Below are 25,546 nucleotides of genomic sequence, written 5' to 3' on the forward strand. Positions count from 1 at the left end.
CACATGCCCATTAACGAGAGGCGCTCGCTGTGGCGGCGCGCCAAACCCTACCTGGCGGTGTTCGATCCGCCGCTGATGATCATCATCCTGATGCTGTTGTGCACCAGCCTGCTGACCCTGTATTCGGCCAGCATCGGCATCCCCGGCAAGATCGAGGACCATTTGCGCAATATCCTGCTGTGCTTTTTTGTCATGTGGGTGGCGGCCAACGTCACGCCGCAGATGATGATGCGCATCGCCGTGCCGGTGTACACGGTGTCGGTGATCTTGCTGGTGGCCGTGGCGCTGTTCGGCACCATCAAGCTCGGTGCGCGGCGCTGGCTGCATATCGGCGTGATCGACATCCAGCCTTCCGAATTCCTGAAGATCGCCACGCCGCTGATGCTGGCCTGGTTCTTCCAGCACAATGCGGGCGCCCTGCGCTGGAAATCGTTCCTGATGGCGGCCGTGCTGCTGCTGGTGCCCGTGTACCTGATCGCGCGCCAGCCCGACCTGGGCACGGCGCTGCTGGTGGTGGCGGCCGGCTTTACCGTCATCTTCCTGGCCGGCCTGTCGTGGAAGGTGCTGGCCGGCTTGCTGATCACCTTTGTTTCCTGCCTGCCGATCGCCTGGTCGCACCTGCATGATTACCAGCGCGACCGCGTGATGATGCTGATCGACCCGACCAAGGACCCGCTGGGCAAGGGCTTCCATATCATCCAGTCCATCATCGCCATCGGTTCCGGCGGCATGACGGGCAAGGGCTGGACGCACGGCACGCAGGCCCACCTGGAATTCGTTCCGGAGCGCACCACCGACTTCATCTTCGCCGTGTATTCGGAGGAGTTCGGCCTGGTGGGTAATCTGATTCTGATGCTGATGTATTTGCTGCTGGTGGGACGGGGGATGATGATCGCCGCCAACGCCCCCAGTTTTTTCACTCGCCTGCTGGCAGGAGCGATAACTATGATTTTCTTTACGTATGCGTTTGTCAACATGGGCATGGTCAGCGGCATCGTGCCGGTGGTCGGCGTCCCCCTGCCATTCCTCAGCTATGGCGGCACCGCGCTGCTGACCCTGGGCGTGGCCACCGGCATCCTGATGAGCATTCAGCGCCACCGCAAGCTGGTGCAGACCTGATGCGGGCGCCTTTCGATACCTTCGCCACGCGCGGGCTGAGCCTTGTCGTCCTGCTGACCCTGGCCGCCTGCGGCACCGCGCCGCACAAGCCCGCATCGAACAACGTGCCGCTGCCCTCCGGCGGCAAGGTCAAGGTGCCCGTGCGCCAGGATCCCACCTTGCCGGCATTGCCGGCGGCCGGCTCCGGGCGCGGCGGCTACTACAAGGACGATGGCCCGGGCGACAATCCGCCTGCCAACCTGCGTGACGTGCCCGACGCGGAAGTGCGCAACGAGCCGTATTCGACGCGCTCGAACCGTCCCTACGTCGTCTTCGGCAAGACGTACACGCCGATCACCGACAACGAACCGTTCACGCAGAAGGGCACGGGCACTTGGTATGGCAAGAAATTCCATGGCCAGCGCACCTCGTCGGGCGAAATCTACGATATGTACAAGATGACGGCGGCCCACCCGACCTTGCCGATTCCATCGTATGCGCGCGTGACGAGCATCGACAGCGGTGAGCAGGTGATCGTGCGCATCAACGACCGCGGTCCGTTCCACGCCACGCGCGTCATCGACGTATCCTACACGGCGGCGCTGAAACTGGGCTTCCTCGGCAAGGGCAGCCACCAGGTGGTCGTGGAACGCCTGCTGCCGGCCGATATCGACGCCATCCTGGCCGCCCGCGCGGCACCCAAGCCGGTGCCGTCGGTGGTGGCCATCTCCATCGACACGCCCGTGGAAACGGGCGCCGTGGTGCAGCCGGAAGTGTCGTCGCAGATGCTGCCCGTCGATGCGACGGTGGCCATGCCGGCACCGGCGGCGCTGGCCAGCGGTTTCTATCTGCAACTGGGCGCCTATTCGCGCGCCGACAATGCGGAATCGGGCCGTTCGCGCCTGGCGCCGTACGCGGCGGCGCTCGGTACCCTGGGCGTGGTGCAGGCCGGTAACCTGTTCCGCCTGTACGGCGGACCGTTTGCCAGCCGCGCCGAGGCGGCACGGGCGGCGGCGAATTTGCCGGAATCGACGGGCATCAAGCCCATCGTGATCCAAAGGTAGTTATTTACAAGTGCGCAGGTCTTGTTCCGGGAACTGCGCCTTGATCTTCTCGAGACGCGCGCGCGTGGCGGCGTCGAGGCCGCGGAACTGGTAGGCGAACTGCTTGCTGGCGCTGTAGCGCGGCGCGACGCGGGCGCTGTGCACGCCCTGTTTGTTGAGCGATGCCAGCTGGCTTTGCGCGCTCGTTTCCGACTTGAATACGCCCAATGAAATGCCCCAGCGCAGCGGGCTGCTTTCATTCATGATGAAGTAATTCGTCACGCCCAGCTGCTTCAATTCGCCGGCCTTGCGGTCGGCGCCTTCCTTGCTGCCTTGCGGCGGGATGTACACCATGTAGCTGGAAATGTCCTGGCCGGCCACGTTGCGGCGCGACTGGCGGTCGCCCAGGTCCAGCGCCGCCACTTGCGCTTCGAAGCGGCGCCCGTCGGCCAGCAGGAAATTGCCCACTTCCGTGCAGGCATACGTGGTCGGCGGCGTCGGCGTGGCCGCTGCCGGCTTCTCAGCTTCTTCGGCAGCCGGCGGCGCGGCGGGCGCCGTGGCCTGCTCCTGCGTCAGCAAGGTGAGCTTGCCCGCCTGCAGCTGGTTTTTCAGGCGCGCCGGTTCGCGCGTCTCGCTGCGAAAACTGCCCAGATAACCCTGGCCGATGGCCAGCACCAGCAGGTTGACGCCGGCCAGCAGCCAGAAGACGAATTTCAGCATACGTGGTTTCCTTGTGTTCCTGCAGCCCCGGCGCGCGCGGCCGCCTGCAGGCCGAGCATGACGATATTGTCCACCAGGTGCAGCGGCACCGCCAGCGCCAGGGCCGGTGCGATGCGCGCTGCGGCGCCGCCCGACAGCAGGCAGGCGCTGGCGCCGTGCATGCGCACGGCCCGTTCGATGGCGCCCGCCTGCGCCGCCAGGCAGCCGGAGAGGATGGCGTCGTCCGTATTGTCGGCAAAGCCGGCCGGCAGCATGGCGCCGCTGGCGATGTGCGGCAGCTGCGCCGTGTTGCGCGCCAGCGAACTGGCCATCAATCCCAGTCCCGGCAAGATCATCCCGCCGAGGAACACGCCATCGGCCGTGATGGCGTCGATGGTGGTGGCGGTACCGCAATTGGCGACGATGACGGCCTGCCCAGGCGCCAGCGCGTGCGCGCCGATGGCGGCGGCAAAGCGGTCGCAGCCCAGCTGCGACGGCGCGCGGTAGCCGTTCCTCAGTCCCGCCAGCTGCGGCAGCGAGACAAAGTCACGTGGCACGACCGGCAGCATGGCGCGCAGGCGCGCGCCGATGACGGCGCCCGCCACATTCGACAGCAGTGCCTCGCTGATGGCCAGTGGCGCCCACTGCGCGGCCAGGGTGTCGATCTGCGCATGCGCGACGGCGCCGCTGGCCAGCCAGCCGCCGGCGGCACTGTCGGCGGCGACGAGCGCCCATTTGATGCGCGTATTGCCGGCGTCGATCAGCAGCAGCATGCGCTTACTCCCCGGCCAGGCGCAAGGACACGTCGCCGGACATGACTTCCTGCAGGCCGCCATCGGTGCGCAGCAGCAGGCGGCCCAGGTGATCGACGCCGGCCGCCACGCCTTGCTGCAGCAGCTGGCCGTTGTCGAGGATTTTTACGTGCTGGCCCTGCCACGCATGCAGCAGGTTCCAGCGTTCCGCAAACGGCGCGAAGCCCGTGTCGTTGAATTCGGCCAGCACGCCTGCCAGGCGGCTCAATAGGGCCGCCACCAGGGTATTGCGCTCCATCTGCGCCAGCCAGGGCACGGCCGAGACGCTGCGCCCGATCTGCCGCTCCAGCGCATCGGGCATCAAGAGATTGATGCCGCAGCCGATCACGGCCCATACGCCGCCGCTATCGTCGCCCTGTGCCTGTTGCGTCTCGACGAGGATGCCGGCCAGCTTGTGGCCATCCTTGAGCAGGTCGTTCGGCCATTTCAGTTGCACCGGCACGCCCAGCGCCGTCATGCTTTCGGCCAGCGCCACGCCGACGGCCAGCGGCAGGCCGACCAGCTGGTGCAGCGGCCCCTTGAAGCGCCAGGCCAGCGAGAACATCAGGCTGGCGTCCGGTTGCGACACCCACGGCCGTCCGGCGCGCCCCCGTCCGGCCGTCTGCTGGCCGGCGATGCGCAGGGTGGGGCCGGCCAGGGTGGTGCAGCGCGCCAGCAGGTCGGCGTTGGTCGATCCCGTTTCATCGACCACTTCGATGGCAACGTGCGAGGCGCCCGTGGCGCAATGGGCGGCGATGGCCGCGCTGTTCAGGTCTGCGTGCTTCGTCATGTTGGTCTGTTCAGTTGCGCGCCTTGTGCGGCGCGTTGGCGAAGGCCCGGTCGTAGACGGCATTGGGCAATGCACGCAGCAGCTTGGCGACGACGCCCATCTGCCACGGGATCACGCGGTAGCTGTCGCCGTCGGCGATGGCGCGCGCGGCGCGCACGGCGAATTTTTCGGCCGGCATCAGGAAGGGCATGCGGTAGGCGTTATGGCGCGTCATCGGCGTGTCGATGTAGCCGGGCGTGATGGTGACGACCTTGATGCCCGCCGGTTTCAATTCCAGGCGCAGCGATTCGCAGTAGCTGATGACGGCCGCCTTCGAGGCGCTGTAGGCTTCGGCGCCGGGCAGGCCGCGGATGCCCGCCACGCTGCCGATGCCCACCAGGCGTCCGCCGCCCTGGCTTTTCATGGCGGCGATGAAGGGGGCGAAGGTGGCGACGGTGGCCGTGACGTTGATGGCGATGAGGCGCGCGAAGGCGTCGAGGTCTTCCGCGTGTTCGCTCAAGGTGCCGTACGATACGCCGGCGCTGGCGATGACGACGTCGATGCGGCCGGCATGGGTGATGAAGTCATCGGCCGCCTGTTTCAGCGCCGCGTGGTCGCACACGTCGACGGCGTAGGCGCGGTGGCGTTCAGGGTGGGGCAGGGAAGCGATCAGGTGCCGCAGCGCGTCGCCGCGGCGGGCCAGTAAGCCCAGCTGGGCGCCCTGGCGCGCGTACTGCAGCGCCAGGGCGGCGCCCAGTCCGCTCGACGCGCCCGTGATGAAAACGCTGTGCATCAGGCGATGCCCGGGCGCGCCAGGGAAGTGGTCATGCTTATTTCTTTTCCGCTTTGGCTTTCGCGACCAGCACGTCCATCACGCTGAGCGCCTGGGCGTTCAGCTGCTCTTCGTTCTTGGCCGACTTGCTGCCCTGGTCGGCCTGCGAAGGCGAGGTGATGTAGCGGCCGTCGATGGCGATCATGGGCCAGAACGTCACGTTATAGCCCTGCATCATGGCGTCCGCGCGGCGCACGCGGGCCGAGACGCCCATCGAACGGTAGGTATCGATGAATTTCTGGCGGTCCACGCCCTGCTTGGCGACGAAGTCGAAGACGGCGTCGTCGGTGTTCAGGCGGTTGCGCTCCACGTGCATGGCGTGGAAGACGCCGGTATGCAGCTTGTCGACCAGACCCATGGCTTGCAGGGTGAAGAACAGGCGCTGCTGCGGCGCCACGCTCTCGTCGCGGGACACGTGCACGCGCTTGAAGACGATGTTGTCGCCCTGCTTCTTGACCCAGGCCGCCAGCTGCGGCTCGAGCACGTTGCAGTGCGGGCAGTAATAGGCAAAGAATTCCGTCACTTCGATTTTCTTGCCCGATTCCGTCGCCTGCGGCGCTGGCAGGGTTTCGTATTCGACGCCGTTCTTCGGCTCGGCCGGCGAGGCGGACGCGCCCAGGGCGATGCTGCACAGGGCGGCGGCGAACAGGATTTTCTTCAGAAAACGCATGCTGGTTCCTTATTTTTGGTTGCGGACGACGGCGACATCGATGCCGTTTTCAGACAGTTTGGTGCGCGCGCGGTTCATCGCTTCGAGCTGGTTGAACGGCCCGATGCGTACGCGGTGCAGCACGCCGGCATCGGTGCTGCGGTCGCTGATGGCCGCTTCGAAGCCCAGCAGCGCCAGTTTGCCGCGCGTGCTTTCGGCATCCGACATGTCATGGAAGGCGCCGGCCTGCAGATAATAAATCCATTTGTCGCTGGCTGCATCGGCCTTGGCTTCGGCTTTTACGTCGGCCTTGGCTTGCGGCGCGGGTGCCGCCGCCGGCGTTTTCGGCGCCGGCTTGTCCTTCAAGGTACCGATCAATTCCTGCAGCGCGTCCGGCGGCGGCGCCTTCGGCTGCTGCGCGGGTGCTGGCGCCGGCGCCGGTGCGGCTGGCTGCGTCGGCGTGACGATCTCGCGCGGCTCCTTGGAGAAGTCGCGCGCCGCTTCCTTGGCCGCTTCCTTGTTGCCGTACATCGGCTTGTTCGGGTCGGCGATCTGGCCGGCCGTCGGTTCGGTCGATTTGCCGGCCTTGCCCGACTTGTCGGTGAAGGGCGAGGCGCCCTTGGTGATCACCAGGGCGACCACCACGGCGATGCCCAGGCCGATGACCAGGCCGATGATGATGCCGACCAGGGTATTGCCCTGCTGGCGCCGGGTCGAAGAGAAGCGGGAAGCATGATTCATTGACGATTAGACCTTCGCGATTACATTTTGTTTGGCGCGGACACGCCGATCAGTGCCAGGCCGTTGCGCAATACCTGGCGCGCGGCGACGACGAGGGCCAGGCGGGCCATCTTGACGGCTTCGTCCTCGACCAGCACTTTTTCGGCGAAGTAGAAGCTGTGCAGGTTGGCGGCCAGGTCGCGCAGGTAGAAGGCGACCTGGTGCGGTCCCAGTTCCGCTTGCGCGCGCGCCAGCATTTCCGGATAGGCGGCCAGGGTCGCCAGCAGGGTCGCTTCCGTCGGCGCCGTCAGCGGGGACAAGTCCACGCCGGCGACCGTGCTTTCATCGCCGCCCCAGTTTTCCAGGATGCGGCAGATGCGCGCATGCGCGTACTGCACGTAATAGACCGGGTTTTCATCGGTGGTTTTCAGCGCCACGTCGACGTCGAAGACGAATTCCGTGTCGGCCTTGCGCGAGATCAGGAAGAAGCGCACGGCGTCGCGGCCCTTGGCGATGTCGCCGCCGCCCGACCATTCGATCAGGTCGCGCACGGTCACGTAGGAGCCGGCGCGCTTGGAAATCTTGACTTCCTCGCCGTCCTTCATGACGGTGACCATCTTGTGCAGCACGTAGTCGGGGTAGCCTTGCGGGATGCCCATATCGACGGCCTGCAGGCCGGCGCGCACGCGCGCGATGGTGCCATGGTGGTCGCTGCCCTGGATATTGATGGCCTGCACGAAACCGCGCTGCCATTTCACCAGGTGATACGCGACGTCGGGTACGAAATACGTGTAGGTGCCGTCCGTCTTGCGCATGACGCGGTCCTTGTCGTCGCCGAAGTCGGTCGTGCGCAGCCACAGCGCGCCATCCTGCTCGTAGGTGTGGCCGGCCTTGATCAGGGTTTCGACGGCACTATTGACCTTGCCGTCCGCGTACAGCGACGATTCGAGGTAGTAATTGTCGAACTTCACGCCGAAGGCCTGCAAGTCGATGTCCTGCTCGTTGCGCAGGTAGGTGACGGCGAACGGGCGGATCGAATCGATGTCTTCCACGTCGCCGTTGGCCGTCGCCGGCAAGCCGTCGCTGGCCGACACGGTTTTGCCGGCCTTGAAGTCGTTGGCGATGTCGGCGATGTAGTCGCCGTTGTAGGCGGACTCGGGCCATTCGGCGTCGCCGGGCTTGAAGCCGCGCGCGCGCGCCTGCACGGAGTTGGCCAGGGTCTGGATCTGCACGCCCGCGTCGTTGTAATAGAACTCGCGTGTCACCTGGTAGCCTTGCGCGTCGAACAGCGAGGACAGGGCGTCACCCAGGGCCGCCTGGCGGCCGTGGCCCACGTGCAGCGGACCGGTCGGGTTGGCCGAGACGAATTCCAGGATGACCTGCTTGCCGGCGCCTGCCGTGCTGCGGCCATAGCTGCCGGCTTCGCTCAAGATGGTGTTTACGACGGCCTGCTTGGCGGCGGCGGAGACGCGCACGTTGATGAAGCCGGGACCGGCGATTTCCACTGCCTCGATCAATCCCTTGCCGGCCGGGTTGGCCAGCACGGCCGTCACGATGGTTTGCGCCAGTTCGCGCGGGTTCTGTTTCAGCTGCTTGGCCAGTTGCATGGCGATATTGCAGGCGACGTCGCCATGCGATGCATCGCGTGGTCGCTCGAGCACCACGGATGGCGTCAGCGAAGTGCCGGCCAGGACGGGAGCGAGGGCGGCCTGGAACAGGGCGATGATTTCTTGTTTCTGTTGGGCGAGCATGAGCGGGATGGCGGTGGAACCGCGTTAAGAATGAATAGAATGAATCAAAAAGCAAAACGGACGGCAAGTACCCAAGCCGCCCAGACTGCGTTAATTATACTGGTTTGCCGCCGGGAACAATACGCTTGCCGGCAAGCTTCCCGTGCCGGCGCATTTCACGATATTATCAGGACAGCATGCCCATGTTGGTGCGCGAAAACATCAGCGTGGTGCATTCTGCTTGTATATATGCGGTTTTTTGCCGCAATTTACAGGTATCGCTGCAATCGCTTGGGCCAGAGGGCGCCACAAACGCTACAATCGACCCTTTATTGATGACGCGCGGCCGCGACTTTGCCACCATGCAGCCCGCCGCGCGCAGCCACACCGGATAACTATGAACAAGCGCCCCACGCTGAAATTGAAAACCAAGCCGGCGCCAGGCCAGGCGCCTGCCGCACCGAAATTGCGTCCCAGCTACCATCCCGACCTGAAGCCCGTCTTGCAGCCAGGCTTCCAGCCCGATTTGCGCGCCGACTCGCTGGCGTTTTGCCTGCTGGGCGCCGCCAATGCCGTGGCGCAAGTGCGCACCGGCACGGCCCTGCCGCAGGCGCTGGCCAAGGTGTTTGCGCAATCGAACGCCAGCCCGCAGGCGCGCGGCGCCATCCAGGATATTTCCTACCGCACCATGCGCCAGCTGGGCCGCAGCGAAACCCTGGTCGGCCTGATGACGTCGAAGGCGCCGGAGCCGCCGATGCTTGCTGCCCTGCTGTGCTGCGCGCTGTCCTTGATGTCGGCCGAGCCGGGCGAGCAGCCGTACGAAGAATTCACCGTGGTCGACCAGGCTGTCACGGTGGCCACCTCGCATCCTGACCTGGCGCATGCCAAGGGCATGGTGAATGCCGTCTTGCGCCGATTCTTGCGCGAGCGCAAGTCCTTGCTGGAAGCGGCCCTGCAGCAACCTTTGGCGCAATGGAATTATCCGCAGTGGTGGATCGATTCGCTGCGCCTGGCCTATCCGCGCGACTGGCAAGCCATTTTGACGGCCGGCAATGCCGTGCCGCCACTGACCTTGCGCGTGAACCGCCGCAAGAGCACGGTCGAGGCGTATCTGGCCGTGCTGGCAGATGCGGGCATTGCCGCGCGCCAGGTGGGACCGTTCGCCGTGCGCCTGGACAAGCCGATCGGCGTGGCGCTGATTCCCGGCTTCGAGCAGGGCGTCGTTTCGGTGCAGGATGCCGGCGCGCAACTGGCCGCGCCGCTGCTGGACTTGCAGGACGGCATGCGCGTGCTCGACGCCTGCGCGGCGCCGGGCGGCAAGACGTGCCACATCATGGAGCTGGCCGACGTGCAGGTGACGGCCATCGACGCGGATGCCAAGCGCCTGCCGCGCATCGCGGAAAACCTCGAGCGCCTGGGCCTGGACGCCACCCTGAAGGCGCAGGATGCGCAATCGAGCGCGTGGTGGGACGGCCAGCAGTACGACCGCATCCTGGCCGACGTGCCGTGCACGGCCTCGGGCATTGTGCGCCGCCATCCCGATATCCGCTGGTTGCGCCGCAAGGGCGACGCGTTCCAACTTGCAACACTTTCATCCAAAATTCTGGACAACCTGTGGCAGATGCTGCGCCCCGATGGTAAATTGCTGTTCGTGACTTGTTCATTGTGGCCGCAAGAGTCCGAGGCACAGGCGGCGGCATTTGCGGTGCGCAATAATGCGACCCGATTGACAGCGCCTGGCCAGCTGTTGCCAACTGGCAGCGCGGAGCAGGACCACGACGGTTTGTTCTATGCGCTATTCCAAAAAAATGCGGCTTGAGCGATTCGTCGAACCTTTTCCTACGGACACTACCGGCTCACTTGTGACAACACGACTCTTCCGACTCCTGGCCCTGCTGCTGATGCTGGCATGTACCATGCCACGCGCGCATGCCGCCGACATGGTCGAGATCACCCGTGCCTACATCGAGGCTAGCGAAGAGGGCTACAAGCTGGCCGCCACATATTCCTTCGAGCTCAATCACGACCTCGATGATGCGGTACAGCATGGCGTGCCGCTGTATTTCACGACGGAAATCGAACTGACCCGGCCTCGCTGGTATTGGTTCGATGAAAAAGCCATCGTGGCGCGCCAGACCAGCAAGCTGTCATACAACGTGCTCACGCGCCAATATCATGTGTCGGGCGGCGGCTTGCAGCAAAGCTTTCCCACGCTCGACGATGCACTGTTCCTGATCCGCCGTCCCAGCCGCTGGCTGGTGGCGCGGCGCGGCGAGCTGAAAGTGGGGCAGACGTATAACGTCACCTTGCGCATGGGCATGGACCGCGACTACCTGCCCAAGCCGATACAGGTCAATGCCTTCAATAACAGCGACTGGCGCCTGGCTTCGAATAAAAAAACCTTCTTGTATACGGCGGAGTAGTGAGTCAAGCATTGCGCTATCTGCTGGTGGTGGGCGGCGGCATAGTCAGTATCCTGCTATTCCTGCTGGCGTCGGCTTCCGACAATTCCGGCTTTTTCGACCGTTACTACACCTGGCTGCTGGGCCTGAACGCGGCCGTGGCCGTGTCCCTGCTGGCGCTGGTGGGTATTTCCCTGGCCCGCCTGTATGCGCGTTACAAGAGCGGCAAGTTCGGCTCCAAGCTGATGACGCGCCTGGTGATGCTGTTCGCCGCCGTCGGCATCCTGCCGGGCCTGGTGATTTTCCTTGTTTCCGTGCAATTCGTCTCCCATTCCATCGAATCCTGGTTCAACGTCAAGATCGAAGCGGCGCTGGAATCGGGGATTGAGCTGGGGCGTGCCGGCCTCGATGCGGCCCTGGTCGAGCTCGACCACCGGGGTCGCAAGGCCGTCGAGGAAATGGGCTCCGACCCGGTGGCCGGTCCGGCCGTGCTGACCAGCCTGCTGCGCGAAGAGGGCATGCAAAATGTCATGCTCGTCAGCGGCGACGGCGTGCTGCTGGCCAGCGCCGGGCCGCACAGCGCGGCCGACTTGCCGACGCCGGCCATGCTGGTGCAGGCGGCCTTGCCGGCCGGCTATGCCTCCGCTGAAGGGGGCCTGGAATTGCATGACGATGGCACGGAGTCGGGCGGCGGCGGTTTCCGCTCGGGCTTGCCGGCGTCGCTGGAAACGGCGGCCAGCCTGCGCCTGCGGGTGCTGGTGGCCGTGCCGGGCCCCTCCGTCTCGCCCCGCTATTTGCAACTGCTGCAGGCGGTGCCGCCCAAGCTGGCGACGAATGGCGAAGTGCTGCGCGCCGCCTACAGCGAATACAAGGAACGTTTCGTCGCGCGCGTGGGATTGCGCAAGATGTACATGGAAATCCTCACCTTGACCTTGCTGCTGGCCATCTTTGGCGCCATCGGCAGCGCATTCCTGATCGCCGGCAACCTGGCCCAGCCCCTGCTGCTGCTGGCGGAAGGCACGCGCGCCGTGGCCGAGGGCGACCTGTCGCCGCGTCCCATCGTCGCCACCAAGGATGAACTGGGTACCTTGACGCAATCGTTCAACATCATGACGCGCCAGCTGCTCGATGCGCGCACGGCCGTGGAAAGCAACCGCGCTGCGCTGCAAAACGCCAAGGCCCACCTGGAATCGGTGCTGGCCAACATGTCGGCCGGCGTGATGGTGCTCGACGGCGATTTCAAGCTGGTCACCTGCAACGAGTCCGTCGAGCGCATCCTCCAGCATTCGGGCATGAGCATGGTGGGCCAGCCGCTGGCGCAGATTGCCGGAATGGAAGAGTTTGGCGGCGCCATCATCAGCGCCTTCACGGCGCAAAGCGCGCAATCGGCGTCGGGCCGGCAGCAGCGCCTGCACTGGCAGCGGCAAATCGAGATTCCGCGCCGCCTGGGCAGCAGTGCCGACGAGCATGACATCACCTTGCTGGCGCGCGGCTCGCGCCTGCCGCTGGAGTCCGGCAGCGGCTACATCGTCGTGTTCGATGATATTTCCGACGTGATATCCGCGCAGCGCTCGATCGCCTGGGGTGAAGTGGCGCGCCGCCTGGCGCATGAAATCAAGAATCCGCTCACGCCCATCCAGCTGTCGGCCGAGCGCCTGCAGATGAAGCTCGAAGACAAGCTGGAGCCGCGCGACGCCGAACTGCTCAGCCGCGCCACCACCACCATCGTCAAGCAGGTCGATGCGATGAAGCGCATGGTCGACGATTTCCGCGACTATGCGCGCACGCCGCCGGCCGTGCTCGTTCCCCTGCGCCTGAACGAGCTGATCGAAGAGATACTGAACCTGTACCTGCGCGGCGACGATGGCGACATCATCCACCCGCAGCTGGCGCCGAATCTGCCGATGGTGATGGGCGATCCGACCCAGTTGCGCCAGGTGATCCATAACCTGCTGCAGAACGCGCAGGACGCCATGACCGACCTGCCGCCGGACTCGCCGCATCCGCGGATTGACGTAAGGACGGAAGCAATTCATTATCGCAGTGCGGACGGCGGCGTGAATATCGCCGTACGGCTGGCCATCACCGACAATGGTCCTGGGTTTGCGCCAAAAATCCTGGCGCGCGCCTTCGAACCCTATGTGACCTCAAAGGCGCGCGGCACGGGATTGGGCCTGGCGATGGTAAAGAAAATTATCGATGAACACGGCGGACGCATCGATATCGAGAACCGGGTCGACGGCAATGGCGCTTCGGTGGTCATTTTGCTGTTAAAGTTAGCTCCCGACACTCGTGCCCAGGAATTCCTGGCGTGAGGGTCTGGTTTAGTATTTAAAACACTAATAAAATCATAGTTGTCCGCCGTGTACATCTTGTGCGCGACGGCCGGCGAAATGAGGAAGGCAAGACACGAATGGCAAACATACTCGTAGTGGATGATGAAATGGGTATCCGTGAGTTGCTCTCGGAAATTCTGGGCGACGAAGGACATGCTATCCAGCTGGCCGAAAATGCGCAGCAGGCGCGCGAAGCGCGTGCCGCCGGTGCGCCGGATCTGGTATTGCTGGATATCTGGATGCCCGACACGGATGGCGTCACCTTGCTCAAGGAATGGCAGCGCGATGGCTTGCTGACCATGCCGGTGATCATGATGTCCGGCCACGCCACCATCGATACGGCGGTCGAGGCGACGCGCATCGGCGCCATGAACTTCCTGGAAAAACCGATTGCCCTGCAAAAACTGCTGAAGGCAGTCCAGCAAGGCTTGACGCGGGCACAGGAAACCGTGCGCGCGCCGAGCGTGGCGCCGCGCCCCGTGGCGCCCGTGGTGGCCGAGGAAAGCAGCCATCCCGTGCCCAGCTTTGGCGGCAGCGCGCCGCAACAGCTGATGGTGCGCCCAGGCATCGCCGTACCGGCGGTGGCCGAAGGCCATGGCTACAACCTGTCATTCGACTTGCCGCTGCGCGAGGCGCGCGACGCCTTCGAGCGCATGTATTTCGAACACCACCTGGGCCGCGAAGGTGGCAGCATGACCCGCGTGGCGGAAAAAACGGGCCTGGAACGCACCCATTTGTACCGCAAGCTGAAACAGCTGGGCGTCGAACCGGGCAAGCTGGCCAAGAAAGGCCTGTGACGGCATCCGTGCGGCGTCCGACGCCGCTGACCCTGGTCAGCGGTGGACGCGCCGCCGGGCGCGAGGCGGCCATCGCGCAAGCCTTGCAGCCTGGCCAGCCGGCCGCCGTGATTCTCGAAGGCCTTGCTGACGGCAACGCCATCCTGGCCGACCTGGCCGAGCAAATTTCCCCTTCTCCATCGTTTCCACTGCAACTGTTGCGCATCGCGCCCGGTTGCCTGTGCTGCAGCGGCAATCTCGTATTGCGTGTAACATTAAATCGTCTGCTGCGCCATCCACCCGCGCGCCTGTTCATCAGCCTGGCTGACGCCTCGCATATCGAACAGCTGCGCACCTGGCTGACGGCCAGTCCCTACGATGTCCTGCTGGCGCTGGAACCAGACCTGCTCGTTTCCTGAACGTGGTTGCCTGACGGTATTACCGCAGTCGCAGTTTGCATCTCGTTACAACTCTGTAGCCCGCAGGGTGGCCTGGCCGCTTGAAATGGCGGCGTGGGAACCCCACCTCTGTCCTGAAACCGCAAGAGTTTCTCTTGCTTGAGCGAAGGATGCAAAATGAACCTGATCTATAACAGCGAGCAATACAGCGTCGTGGAATTCGGCGCCGACGTCGACCTGGAAGCCCTGCGCTTCGGCGGCTATGAAATCGTCGACAAGGGCGGCAAACGCGAGACTTTCATCGCGGGAGTCCTTGCCCAGCATTTCCGCCGCGACGTCACGGAGCTGATCGCCAGCGAACCCAGCATGGAAGAGATCGATGAATTTTTGGGCAGCTATGATTCCCTCATGAGCCAGCCGGTCCTGTTGCACTGATTCTGGCTGTCTGATGGCGATCGCCGCCATACCAATCCGCCTGGCGGCGTGGTATGGTGGCCGTGTTATCCCGCTGCAAACAGACCATGTGCCAACTTCTCGGAATGAATTGCAATGTCCCTACGGACATTGTCTTTAGTTTTACCGGCTTCGCCATGCGCGGCGGCCATACCGATACCCACCATGACGGCTGGGGCATCGCCTTTTTCGAGGGCGCCGGCGTGCGCCATTTCGTCGACCACCAGGCGGCCATCGCCTCGCCCGTGGCCGAACTGATCAAACGCTATCCCATCAAGTCGCGCAATGTCATCGCGCACATCCGCAAGGCCACGCAAGGCCAGGTGGCGCTGGAAAATTGCCACCCCTTCGTGCGCGAACTGTGGGGCCGCTACTGGGTCTTTGCCCATAATGGCGACTTGAAGGAGTTCCATCCCGTGCTGACGGGCAGCTACCGCCCCGTCGGCTGCACGGACAGCGAGCTGGCCTTCTGCTACCTGCTGCAGGAATTGCACGCGCGCTTTGGCGATGCTCCGCCGGCCTTGCCGCAACTGCATGCCGCCCTGGCGGAGCTGTTGCCCGGCATCGCGGCCCACGGCACGTTCAACATGATGCTGTCGAGCGGCGAGGCGCTGTTTGCCCATTGCTCGACCAGCTTGCACTATCTGGTGCGACAACATCCGTTTCCAACTGCTAAACTCTCCGATGAAGACCTGAGCGTGGACTTTTCCCAGGTGACGACGCCGCAGGACCGCGTGGCCGTGATCGTTACCCAGCCGCTGACGACGAATGAGCAATGGACGGCGTTTGCGCCGGGCGAATTGAAATTATTTGTCGACGGGGTGGTGCAAGACACGCCAGCGGCCTAATTTGTTGACGACAATACGCTGGATTGCTGCCAAAATACCCACAGCGCGGGCGAAATTCAGCTAAAGTATTGTCAATAGTGAACCTTGATGCGGGCGCCGCGCGGCCGGTGTCACTCGACGTGATTGATGAAGAGTTAATGATCGATATTTCCAGCAACGACATCACCCCGAAACCCTTGCGCGTGCGCGAGTTCTATCTGGGGCGACAACCTATCCTCGACCGCAACCAGGCCCTGTTCGGCTATGAGTTGCTATTCCGCAACGCTCCGGTCGGCCCCGCCAACATTACCAGCGACCTGTCCGCCACGGCATCCGTGATCGCCCACGCTTCCCAGCTGGGCATGGAAAAGGTCATCGGCGACGCGCTCGGCTTCGTCAACGTCGATGCCGACGTGATCATGAGCGACATCTTCGTCTTCCTGCCGCGTGAAAAAGTGGTGCTGGAAATCGTCGAATCGATGCCCGTCACGCCGGAAGTGCGCGCACGCATCAGCGAACTGGTGGGCCATGGCTTTACCTTCGCGCTGGAAAACGTCGTCTCCGATACGTCGCAAGTGCAGGAGCTGTTGCCGCTGGTGCAATACGTCAAGATGGACATGAGCACGGTCGACCCGAAAGTGCTGGCAGCGCTGGCGCCCCGTTTCAAGCAGGAAAACAAGAAACTGGTGGCGGAAAAGGTCGAGACGCGCGAAGAATTCAAGTCGGGCCTGGACCTGGGCTTCGATTATTTCCAAGGTTATTACTTTGCCAAGCCCGCCATCATGACGGGCAAGAAGCTGTCGCCGTCGCAACTGGCCGTCATGGAACTGATGACATTGGTGACGTCCGATGCCGACAACATGGACATCGAGCGTGCCATCAAGCGCGACGTCTCGCTGGCCCTGAACCTATTGCGCCTGGTCAATACGCCGGCCGTGGGCGCGCGCCAGCGCATCGATTCGCTGAGCCAGGCCGTGACCGTGCTGGGCCGCCGCCAATTGCAGCGCTGGCTGCAAATCATGCTGTATGCGGAGCCAAGCAAGCGCGGCCATAGCATGACGCCGCTGCTGATGCTGGCCACCACGCGGGGCCGCCTGCTCGAATTGCTCGCGCATAAACTGCGCCCGAACCATGCCCATTCGGCCGATATCGCCTTTACGGTCGGTATCATGTCCCTGATGGATACCCTGTTCGGCGTGCCGATGTCGGAAATCCTCAGCCAGATCGAAGTCATCGACGAAGTGGCCGAAGCGCTGCTGTCGCGCGAAGGCTTCTACGGCGACCTGCTGCGCCTGGCCGAATGCATTGAGCGCATCGAAGACATGGAAGGCGAGATCGTGCCGACCTTGCGCGACCTGGCCATGTCGCCGGACGACCTGGTGGAGCTGGAAATGGCGGCCTATGAATGGAGCGACAACGTTGTCAGGTATGCGCTGTAGGTCGGATTAGCGCGGCCGTCAGGCCACGCGTAATCCGACAACATTGTTGGCGCGTTCTTCAAAAGCCCTGCACGGCATCGCCGTGACAGGGCTTTTTTACGCCGCTACGCGGCGGCGCCGGGCCAGTGCTTGTGCAGCTCGGGGTCGGTGCGCAATTCCCACAGGGCCAGCACGACGACGGCGATACCGACAATCAGCTCGTTCCACATGACGACACGCTGATCGGCCAGCCGCAGTACCCATGGCGAAACGGCGACCCAGACGCCCACCAGCAGGTTGACGACGACGGCCCAGAAATAGGTCTTGTACAGGTCGAAGGCGGCCAGTGCGGCGATCACCAGGCCGGAGACAAAGGCGTTGATCATCTGCGGCGAGCCTTCGGGATAGGAAAAGGCCCAGGGCGAGACGAGCAGCCACAGGCCCAGCAACAGGATCACCTGGTCCTGCCAGCGTTTCAGTTTGAAGTTGGTTGCCATATTACCTCCTTGCCAGTTGGGGAACGGGCCGGAGCGGGCATGCAGCATGCCGGCCGGCATACTGCGTTAGTGCGCTGCGGCGCGCGAAAAGTTCCGCGCGCCTTGTGCTTATATTATGACAGATTGGGTGCCAGCCAGCGCTCCACGTCCTCGATGCTGGCGCCACGGCGCTTGGCCATGTCTTCCACCTGGTCCATGCCGATCTTGCCGACGACGAAGTATTTCGACTCCGGGTGGGCGAAATAGAAGCCGGAGACGGCCGCGCCGGGGAACATGGCATACGATTCCGTCAGCTGCATGCCGATTTCCTCGGCCTGCATGACTTCGAACATCTCTTTCTTGACGGTATGCTCGGGGCAGGCCGGGTAGCCTGGCGCCGGGCGGATGCCGACATATTTCTCGGCGATCATGTCGTCGTTGCTCAAGTGCTCATCGGGCACGTAGCCCCACAAATCCTTGCGCACGCGCTCGTGCAGGTATTCGGCAAACGCCTCGGCCAGGCGGTCGGCCAGCGACTTCAACATGATGGACGAGTAATCGTCGTGCGCATCCTCGAAGCGTTTTTCATACTTTTCGATGCCCAGGCCGGACGTCACGGCAAACATGCCGATGTAATCCTTCACGCCCGATGCCTTCGGCGCAATGAAGTCGGCCAGGCACTGGTTCGGACGCTGTACGCCGTCGACCACGGGTTTGACGCCTTGCTGGCGCATGCCGTAGTAGGTGAACGCCACCGTACTGCGCGTATCGTCCGTGTACACCTCGATATCGTCGTCATTGACGCTATTGGCCGGCAGCAGGGACACGACGCCGTTGGCCGTCAGCCAGCGCCCGTCGATGAGTTTTTTCAGCAAGGTCTGGCCTTCCGCGTATACCTTGGTGGCCGCGTCGCCCACCACTTCATCCGTCAAGATGGCGGGGAAGGGGCCGGCCAGGTCCCAGGTCTGGAAGAACGGACCCCAGTCGATGTAGTTGGCCAGGGTGGCCAGGTCGACATTTTTAAACACGCGGCGGCCGATGAATTTCGGTTTCACGGGCTTGCAGGCGCCGTCGAACGGCACGACCATCTTGTTGGCGCGCGCCTGCGCCAGCGGCAATATGGGCAGGGCCTTCTTGTTGGCGTGCTGCTCGCGGATGCGCGCGTAGTCGAGTTCGATGTCTTCCACGTATTTGTCGCGCTGTTCCGGCGTCAGCAGCGATTGCGCCACGGACACGGAACGCGAAGCGTCCGGCACGTAGATGACGGGGCCTTCGTAGTTGTGCGCGATTTTCACGGCCGTGTGGGCGCGGCTGGTGGTGGCGCCGCCGATCAGCAGGGGAATCTTGAGCATGCGGAAATGTTCGTCGCGCTGCATTTCCTTGGCGACATACGCCATTTCTTCCAGCGACGGCGTGATCAGGCCCGACAGGCCGATGATGTCCGCGTTTTCCACCTTGGCGCGCGCGAGGATTTCCGAGCACGGCACCATCACGCCCATGTTCACCACTTCGAAGTTATTGCATTGCAAGACTACCGTGACGATATTCTTGCCGATGTCATGCACGTCGCCTTTCACGGTCGCCATGATGATCTTGCCCTTCGGTTTGGCGACGATGCCCGTACGCTGTTCTTCCAGCAGCTTTTCTTCCTCGATGAACGGAATCAGGTGGGCCACGGCCTGCTTCATCACGCGCGCCGATTTCACCACTTGCGGCAGGAACATCTTGCCTTGGCCAAACAGATCACCGACCACGTCCATGCCGGCCATCAGCGGCCCCTCGATCACGTGGATGGGGCGCCCGCCATTGTGCAGCAGCTGCTGGCGCGCTTCTTCCGTGTCTTCCACGATGAATTGCGTGATGCCGTGCACCAGCGCGTGCGACAGGCGTTCCTGTACCGTGCCTTCGCGCCAGGCCAGGGTTTGCGCCTCGGCCTTGCCGCCCGCCTTCAGGGTGCCGGCAAATTCGATCATGCGCTCGGTCGAGTCTTCGCGGCGGTTCAGTACCACGTCTTCCACGCGTTCACGCAATTCCGGGTCCAGGTTGTCGTACACGCCCACCATGCCGGCGTTGACGATGCCCATGGTCATGCCGGCCTTGATGGCGTGGTACAGGAAGACGGTATGGATGGCTTCGCGGGCGGGATCGTTGCCGCGGAAACTGAACGACACATTCGACACGCCGCCCGAGATCTTCGCGTACGGCAAGTTTTCCTTGATCCAGCGCGTGGCATTGATGAAATCGACGGCGTAGTTGTTGTGCTCCTCGATGCCGGTCGCGACGGCAAAGATGTTCGGGTCGAAAATGATGTCTTCCGGCGGGAAGTCCAGCGCATCGATCAACAAGTGATATGCGCGGGCGCAGATCTCGATCTTGCGCTCGAAGGTGTCGGCTTGCCCTTTTTCATCGAATGCCATGACGATGACGGCCGCGCCGTAGCGGCGGCACAGCTTTGCCTGGCGCAGGAATTCTTCCTCGCCTTCCTTCATGGAAATGGAATTGACGATGGCCTTGCCCTGCACGCATTTCAGGCCCGCTTCGATGACCGACCATTTCGACGAGTCGACCATGATGGGCACGCGCGAAATATCGGGTTCCGAGGCGATCAGGTTCAGGAAACGCGTCATGGCGGCCAGCGAGTCGAGCATCGCCTCGTCCATGTTGATGTCGATCACTTGCGCGCCGTTTTCCACTTGCTGGCGCGCCACGGACAGCGCCTCGTCGTATTGCTCGTTGAGAATCATGCGCGCGAACGCCTTCGAGCCCGTGACGTTGGTGCGCTCGCCCACGTTGACGAACAGCGATTCGTCGTTGACGACGAACGGTTCCAGGCCGGCCAGGCGCAAGTCGTGCGACGGGGCCGGCACGGTGCGCGGGGTGTTTTTCGACAGCAACTCGCCGATGGCGGCGATGTGCTCGGGCGTGGTGCCGCAGCAGCCGCCCGCCATGTTCAGGAAGCCCGCGTCGGCAAATTCGCGCAGCAGGGCGGACGTGTCGGCTGGCAACTCGTCGAAGCCCGTGTCGCTCATGGGGTTGGGCAAGCCCGCGTTCGGGTAGATGCAGACGAAGGTGTCGGCGATCTTGGCCAGTTCTTCCGCGTACGGACGCATCAGGGCGGCGCCCAGCGCGCAGTTCAGGCCGATGGTCAGCGGTTTCGCGTGGCGCACGGAATTCCAGAAGGCGGGCACGGTCTGGCCCGACAGGATGCGGCCCGAGGCATCCGTGACGGTGCCGGAAATCATCAAAGGCAGGCGCACGACGCCAGGGTTTTGCTCGTAGTACAGGTCGATGGCGAACAGCGCCGCCTTGCAGTTCAAGGTATCGAAAATGGTTTCCACCAGCAGCACGTCGGCGCCGCCTTCCACCAGGCCCTGCGTCTGCTGCAGGTAGGCGGCCACCAGCTGGTCGAAGGTCACGTTGCGCGCGGCCGGGTCGTTCACGTCGGGCGAGATCGATGCCGTCTTTGGCGTCGGTCCCAGGGCGCCGGCGACGAAGCGCGGCTTGTCCGGGGTGGAATATTTATCGCAGGCGGCGCGTGCCAGTTTTGCCGCTTGCACGTTCATTTCATAGGCCAGGTGGGCCATGTGGTAATCGTCTTGCGCGATCGTCGTGGCGCCGAAGGTATTCGTTTCGATCAGGTCGGCGCCAGCCGCCAGGTAGCGCTCGTGGATTTCCTGGATGATGTGCGGCTGCGTCAGGGTCAGCAGCTCATTGTTGCCTTTGACAAACAGTTCGCGCGCCCCGCTGTCGGCCGGCGCGGCGAAATCGATGAAGCGGCCGGCGGGACCGCCACGGTAGGCTTCTTCGTCGAGCTTGTATTGCTGGATGATCGTGCCCATGGCGCCGTCGAGGATCATGATCCGCTGCGCCAGGATGGCGCGCAAGGTGGCTTCGGTCGGGGACATGGCGGGGATCACGGTATCGTTCATTTCATGCTTTCAATAGGCAAACGGGCGGCGGCGCGGCGACAGGACTGTACGGGGGCGGTTGCGGGCCAGCAGGATCAGCTGACGGAGAGTGCCGGCCGGGTAGGGCAGGCAGAAGGTGGCAATCGCCTGATTTCACCGGGTCTAAAATTATACGGCATCAGGCTGCTTTGGTTTTAAGCAAAAGCGGCCGTTCGTCCCACGGCAGGCCTTCTTGCAACACATCGCCTTGCACCGCACCGCCTGCTGAAAATTACATTCCTGAAAATCTTACTCAAAACGTTAATTCTTCCACCAAAATTGGCAGGAAGGCATGACGTCTAGGCTGTGGAAAAATTTCCACATTATTTGTGCTGGCTCAAGAAATTTTTAATGAATTGAATGGCAATAGCTGCAAAGGAAAATAATTTTGATTTAAGACAATACAGAGTGGCGCGGATAATTCCCAAAATAAAGCTTTTCAAACAGATATCTTAATTATTATCAAAACCAATTGAATCAAAAGCATTAATAGTTGTCTTTAGGAATCGAATTAACCCATAATATTGGTTCTTCGAAACTAAATTCTCACCAAAAGTCACCAATATGTCACATTTCTCTCGTGTCCTCCCCGGCATCGCGCTGCACCAACATGGTTGCCAGCCATGAAAAACCATCTGCTTGTGGCATTGTTTGTCGTGCTGGGCCTGTCCGCTTGCGGCGGGGGAGGCGGTGGCGGTGGTGATACGGTGGTGGCGACCACGTCGGGCAATCCTGCCGTGATTCCTGCCGTGACGGCCGTCTCGGCGGCGAACGTCGCCGTGGGCGGCAGCCTGGTGGTGACGGGCACGAATCTGAGCCGTGTGACGGCCTTCCAGGTCGGCGGCGTGACGGTCGCCAGCAGTGCCGTCAGCGACACCAGCGCGACCCTGGTCATGCCGGGCGTACCCGTCACGGGCGCCTTGAGCCTGGTCAGCGCCGGCGGCACGGCCGCCACCAGCTATAACGTGAACGTGTACCTGCCGCTGAGCGTGAGCAGCGTCGCGCCGGCGACGGGCGGCGTCGGTTCCAGCGTGACGCTCGCGGGCGGCGGCATGGGCGCCGTGACGGCGGTGCAGTTCGGTAATGGCGCGGTGGCAACGCCGCAAAGCCAGACGGCCGGCAGCGTGACGGTGCTGGTGCCTGCGGGCGCGGCAACGGGGCCGCTGACGGTGCGCGGTCCGTACAACGACGTCATCAGCAGCGACACGTACACGCTCCTGGCCAGCGTGGCGGTGACGTCGATCACGTCGGCCGTCAACGGCGCGACCTTGTCGGTGACGCTGCAGGGCAGCAATCTCGACCAGGTCAGCGCGGCCACGGTGGGCAGTACGCCAGCCGTCATCGTCAGCGCCAGCGCCAGCCAGCTGCTGCTGTCCGCGCCAGCGTCGGCAACGGGCAGCGTGATGCTGTCGGCCGCTTCGCGCATCGCCGTGAATGCGGGCACGGTGTCGGCCTTTACCTTGGGCAGCATTGATTTCGCGCAGGTACTGAACCTGAACGCCAGCGATGCAGCCTTGCGCCTGACGCGCGGCAAGTCGGCCGCCGTGCGCGTGTCCGTGCTGGCCATGCAAGCAGGCCAGGCCAGCCCGGCCGTGGTCTTGAATGCGACGGCCGCCAATGGCAGCAACCTGGGCAGCATCAGCATGAGCGGTCCATCGGTCTTGCCGACGGCGAAAAGCGATTACAGTTTCAACGGCAACTTCAGCGCCGTCCTGCCGTCAGCCTGGATCTTGCCCGGCGTGCGCGTGCGCGTGACGGCCGTGGGCAATGACGGTACGCAAGTGAGCCAGGAAGCGGCGCCCGTCGTGGCCAGCGCGGCGAAAATCCACCTGGTGCTGGTACCGCTGAGCACCGACGATGGCGTGGCACAACTGCCGGACGCCGAGGTGATCCGCACCGCGCTGACCCGCGTCTATCCGTATGCGGCGGAAAATATCAGTATCACCACGCGCGCCCCGCTGAGCGTGCCGGGCAGCAGCACGGCCGACAGCTGGTGGAGCACGACCCTGGAAACCCTGAACGGCAAGCGCGCCCAGGAAGATAGCGGCGCCTATTATTATGGCTTCGTGCCGAAAATGTCCTCCACGCGTGCCGCCGGCCTGGCCTACGTCAACCCGACTGGCAGCAACAACGCTTTCACGGCGGCCATCGGCCTCGATGCCAGGTTCAACAGCATTGCCTCCGTCGATCCGTTCGGCAACAGCTGGCCTGAATGGCTGACTACGCTTGTGCATGAGCTGGGCCACAATCATTCGCTCAAGCACGTCGCCTGCGGCGGCCCGACTGGTGCGGTCACCGACTATCCGTATGCGAATGGCGACCTGGGCCCGCAACCGCTGTACAACAGCAGCTATGCGGGCACCATCGGCCAGTTGAGCAAGGCAGTCTATGGCAGCACGCCGATGAAGGACGTGATGAGCTATTGCAGTGGCGCCTGGTTCTCCGACTACAGCTATGTGCGGGTGCAGCAATTCCTGGAAAGCCGCAGCACGCAGGTGACGGGCAGCAATGTGCTGGCCGCCAGCATGGCCGTGGCCGAGAATGGCTATCTGACCATTTCCGGCCGCATCACGCCGGCTGGCGTGGGGCTGCGTCCTGCCGTGGCCTCGTCGGTGCGCACTGGCGGCGCCGCCGCCAGCGGCAGCGGCCATGCGTATACCTTGCGCGTGTTGACGGCGTCGGGACAGACTATCGACTTGCCCTTCGATGGCGTCTCCGTGGCCGACCATGGCGGCAACGCCATGAGCCATTTCCGCGTCAGCTTCGCCAATCCGGGCGACATCAGCGACGTGCAAGTGCTGCAAAATGGCAAGGCTTTGGCCAAGCTGGAGCGCCCGGCGCGCCGCAGCAGGGCCGCCGCCAACGATGCCACGTTCGATGCGGTACAAAGCGGCGGCAAGCTGGCGCTGGTCTGGAATGCCGAAGCGGAACCCTACGCCGCCGTGCTGCACGTGGCCGCCGATGGCCGCAAGACGGTGGTCGCCAGTGACTTGACGGGTGGCAAAGCCAGCGTCGACGTGAGCGCCTTGCCGGCCGGTGGCCGCTTCGAGGTCAGCCTGTCGTCGTCCGTGGGAGGACGTTTGATGAAGGTGCAGCGCCGCTAAACCAGGGGGCTGGATGCAACAAGGGCTTGCCGCGGCAAGCCCTTTTTTTATGGCCGTCAACATGACGGCACGGTGCGCTCAAGCGAAACTATGCGAAACGCTTGCCTTCCAGCGGGAAGCCCTTGATGAACTCGGCCGCGGGCAGGCGCTTGCCGCCCGGTTTTTGCAGTTCCGTCAGGCGCAGCGAGCCATTGCCGCAAGCCACGACGATGCCGTGCTGGGCGTCGGCCGCCAGCACCTGGCCCGGCGCTTCCTTGCTGTCCGCGTCGAGCACCTCGGCGGTCCAGATCTTGATGGTGGTGCCATCGACCTGGCCGCAGGCGCCGGGGAACGGATTGAAGGCGCGGATCTTCAGGCCCAGTTCCAGCGCTGGCTGGCTGAAATCGAGCGCCGCTTCTTCCTTGGCGATCTTTGCCGCATAGGTGACGCCCGCTTCCGGCTGCGGCACGGCTTCCAGGGGCTGCTGCTGCATCTTGCGCAGGGTCTCGACGATCATCTTGCCGCCCAGTTTGGCCAATTTGTCGTGCAGGGTCGCGGTGGAGTCGCCCGCTTCGATGGGGGTGCGCTCGATGGCCAGCATGGGGCCCGTATCGAGGCCTTCTTCCATCTGCATGATGGTCACGCCCGTTTCATCGTCGCCGGCCTCGATGGCGCGGTGGATGGGCGCGGCGCCGCGCCAGCGCGGCAGCAATGAACCGTGGATATTGATGCAGGGCTTGATGTCGAGCGTGCTGCGCGGCAAGATCAAGCCGTAGGCCGCCACCACCATCACGTCGTAGTCGGTGGCCAGCAGGCGTTCGTGGGCCGCCTTTGCCTCGGCGGCGCGCTGCGGGTCCTTGCTGTCCATGCGCAGCGACAGCGGCTGCAGCACGTCGATGCCATGCTGCTGCGCGTACTGCTTGACCGCCGAGGCGTGCAGCTGCATGCCGCGTCCGGCAGGGCGGTCGGGCTGGGTCAGCACCAGCGGAATCTCGAATCCCGCTTCGTGCAAGTCTTTCAGGGCCGTGGCGGCGAATTCAGGCGTGCCTGCGAAGATCACTTTCATAGCGTTCCTTGACGTGAGGTGCGCAGGCCCGGG

General features: G+C 63.6%; 22 protein-coding genes. 12 read left to right on the forward strand and 10 right to left on the reverse strand.

Going from position 1 to position 25,546, the window contains the following annotated elements; genetic code table 11:
• Window positions 1-3: 3 nt before the first annotated feature.
• The gene (gene rodA / locus AC07VH_RS23920) at window positions 4-1,119 is read left to right on the forward strand and encodes a rod shape-determining protein RodA (protein ID WP_436520050.1); all 1,116 of its coding nucleotides are present in this window, start codon (window positions 4-6) and stop codon (window positions 1,117-1,119) included.
• Window positions 1,119-2,162: a septal ring lytic transglycosylase RlpA family protein gene (locus AC07VH_RS23925; protein ID WP_475416758.1), complete on the forward strand. Its 1,044-nt coding sequence runs from the start codon at window positions 1,119-1,121 to the stop codon at window positions 2,160-2,162. The genes rodA and AC07VH_RS23925 overlap by 1 nt, the downstream gene beginning before the upstream one ends.
• Here AC07VH_RS23925 and AC07VH_RS23930 read toward each other — a convergent pair whose 3' ends face one another.
• From AC07VH_RS23930 to argS, 7 genes are read right to left on the reverse strand one after another with little or no spacing between them, the layout of a single operon-like run.
• Window positions 2,163-2,861, reverse strand: coding sequence for an SPOR domain-containing protein (locus AC07VH_RS23930; protein ID WP_475416759.1), 699 nt, complete (start codon window positions 2,859-2,861; stop codon window positions 2,163-2,165).
• On the reverse strand, window positions 2,855-3,613 hold the full coding sequence (locus tag AC07VH_RS23935) for a type III pantothenate kinase (RefSeq protein ID WP_494788517.1): 759 nt from the start codon (window positions 3,611-3,613) through the stop codon (window positions 2,855-2,857). Before AC07VH_RS23935 ends, AC07VH_RS23930 begins: the two co-directional genes overlap by 7 nt.
• Window positions 3,614-3,617: 4 nt before the next feature.
• Entirely contained in the window at window positions 3,618-4,421 is an 804-nt protein-coding gene (locus AC07VH_RS23940; RefSeq protein WP_494788518.1) for a biotin--[acetyl-CoA-carboxylase] ligase, read from the reverse strand.
• A gap of 10 nt (window positions 4,422-4,431) precedes the next feature.
• Window positions 4,432-5,193: an SDR family oxidoreductase gene (locus AC07VH_RS23945; protein WP_494788519.1), complete on the reverse strand. Its 762-nt coding sequence runs from the start codon at window positions 5,191-5,193 to the stop codon at window positions 4,432-4,434.
• 37 nt (window positions 5,194-5,230) lie between these two features.
• The gene (locus AC07VH_RS23950) at window positions 5,231-5,902 is read right to left on the reverse strand and encodes a thiol:disulfide interchange protein DsbA/DsbL (protein ID WP_494788520.1); all 672 of its coding nucleotides are present in this window, start codon (window positions 5,900-5,902) and stop codon (window positions 5,231-5,233) included.
• Window positions 5,903-5,911: 9 nt separating this feature from the next.
• Window positions 5,912-6,622 (reverse strand): SPOR domain-containing protein, encoded by a 711-nt coding sequence (locus tag AC07VH_RS23955; RefSeq protein WP_494788521.1) that lies wholly within the window; start codon window positions 6,620-6,622, stop codon window positions 5,912-5,914.
• A gap of 20 nt (window positions 6,623-6,642) precedes the next feature.
• Window positions 6,643-8,352, reverse strand: a complete 1,710-nt coding sequence (gene argS, locus AC07VH_RS23960) for an arginine--tRNA ligase (protein ID WP_494788522.1) — start codon at window positions 8,350-8,352, stop codon at window positions 6,643-6,645.
• A gap of 182 nt (window positions 8,353-8,534) precedes the next feature.
• Between argS and AC07VH_RS23965 the strand changes: the two genes are divergently transcribed.
• The 9 genes from AC07VH_RS23965 (at window position 8,535) to AC07VH_RS24005 (ending at window position 16,962) form a co-directional block, all read left to right on the forward strand.
• Entirely contained in the window at window positions 8,535-8,726 is a 192-nt protein-coding gene (locus AC07VH_RS23965) for a hypothetical protein (RefSeq protein ID WP_475416766.1), read from the forward strand.
• Window positions 8,727-8,728: 2 nt separating this feature from the next.
• The gene (gene rsmB / locus AC07VH_RS23970) at window positions 8,729-10,150 is read left to right on the forward strand and encodes a 16S rRNA (cytosine(967)-C(5))-methyltransferase RsmB (protein WP_494788523.1); all 1,422 of its coding nucleotides are present in this window, start codon (window positions 8,729-8,731) and stop codon (window positions 10,148-10,150) included.
• Window positions 10,151-10,247: 97 nt separating this feature from the next.
• Complete coding sequence (locus tag AC07VH_RS23975; protein ID WP_226939765.1) at window positions 10,248-10,754, forward strand: DUF4390 domain-containing protein; 507 nt, start codon at window positions 10,248-10,250, stop codon at window positions 10,752-10,754.
• Window positions 10,754-13,048 (forward strand): sensor histidine kinase, encoded by a 2,295-nt coding sequence (locus AC07VH_RS23980; RefSeq protein WP_489628927.1) that lies wholly within the window; start codon window positions 10,754-10,756, stop codon window positions 13,046-13,048. Before AC07VH_RS23975 ends, AC07VH_RS23980 begins: the two co-directional genes overlap by 1 nt.
• Window positions 13,049-13,146: 98 nt before the next feature.
• On the forward strand, window positions 13,147-13,866 hold the full coding sequence (locus tag AC07VH_RS23985; RefSeq protein WP_034749318.1) for a response regulator: 720 nt from the start codon (window positions 13,147-13,149) through the stop codon (window positions 13,864-13,866).
• Window positions 13,863-14,264, forward strand: coding sequence for a CobW family GTP-binding protein (locus AC07VH_RS23990; RefSeq protein ID WP_475416769.1), 402 nt, complete (start codon window positions 13,863-13,865; stop codon window positions 14,262-14,264). Before AC07VH_RS23985 ends, AC07VH_RS23990 begins: the two co-directional genes overlap by 4 nt.
• 156 nt (window positions 14,265-14,420) lie before the next feature.
• Window positions 14,421-14,678, forward strand: coding sequence for a BTH_I0359 family protein (locus AC07VH_RS23995; RefSeq protein WP_010393222.1), 258 nt, complete (start codon window positions 14,421-14,423; stop codon window positions 14,676-14,678).
• Window positions 14,679-14,764: 86 nt separating this feature from the next.
• Window positions 14,765-15,544 (forward strand): class II glutamine amidotransferase, encoded by a 780-nt coding sequence (locus AC07VH_RS24000; RefSeq protein ID WP_489628925.1) that lies wholly within the window; start codon window positions 14,765-14,767, stop codon window positions 15,542-15,544.
• A gap of 137 nt (window positions 15,545-15,681) precedes the next feature.
• Window positions 15,682-16,962 (forward strand): EAL and HDOD domain-containing protein, encoded by a 1,281-nt coding sequence (locus tag AC07VH_RS24005; RefSeq protein ID WP_034784728.1) that lies wholly within the window; start codon window positions 15,682-15,684, stop codon window positions 16,960-16,962.
• 104 nt (window positions 16,963-17,066) lie between these two features.
• Here AC07VH_RS24005 and AC07VH_RS24010 read toward each other — a convergent pair whose 3' ends face one another.
• Window positions 17,067-17,438, reverse strand: coding sequence for an SPW repeat protein (locus AC07VH_RS24010; RefSeq protein WP_489628924.1), 372 nt, complete (start codon window positions 17,436-17,438; stop codon window positions 17,067-17,069).
• Window positions 17,439-17,551: 113 nt separating this feature from the next.
• A complete protein-coding gene (metH, locus tag AC07VH_RS24015) occupies window positions 17,552-21,346 on the reverse strand; it encodes a methionine synthase (protein ID WP_494788524.1) in 3,795 nt (1,264 codons plus the stop codon).
• A gap of 641 nt (window positions 21,347-21,987) precedes the next feature.
• On the opposite strand from metH, the gene AC07VH_RS24020 reads away from it, so the two are divergent.
• Window positions 21,988-24,468, forward strand: coding sequence for a hypothetical protein (locus AC07VH_RS24020; protein WP_494788525.1), 2,481 nt, complete (start codon window positions 21,988-21,990; stop codon window positions 24,466-24,468).
• Window positions 24,469-24,556: 88 nt separating this feature from the next.
• Here the strand turns inward: AC07VH_RS24020 and fmt are convergent, their stop codons facing one another.
• Window positions 24,557-25,513: a methionyl-tRNA formyltransferase gene (fmt, locus tag AC07VH_RS24025; protein ID WP_475416773.1), complete on the reverse strand. Its 957-nt coding sequence runs from the start codon at window positions 25,511-25,513 to the stop codon at window positions 24,557-24,559.
• Window positions 25,514-25,546: the final 33 nt, after the last annotated feature.

The organism is Janthinobacterium sp. GW821-FHT03C10 (assembly GCF_059420865.1).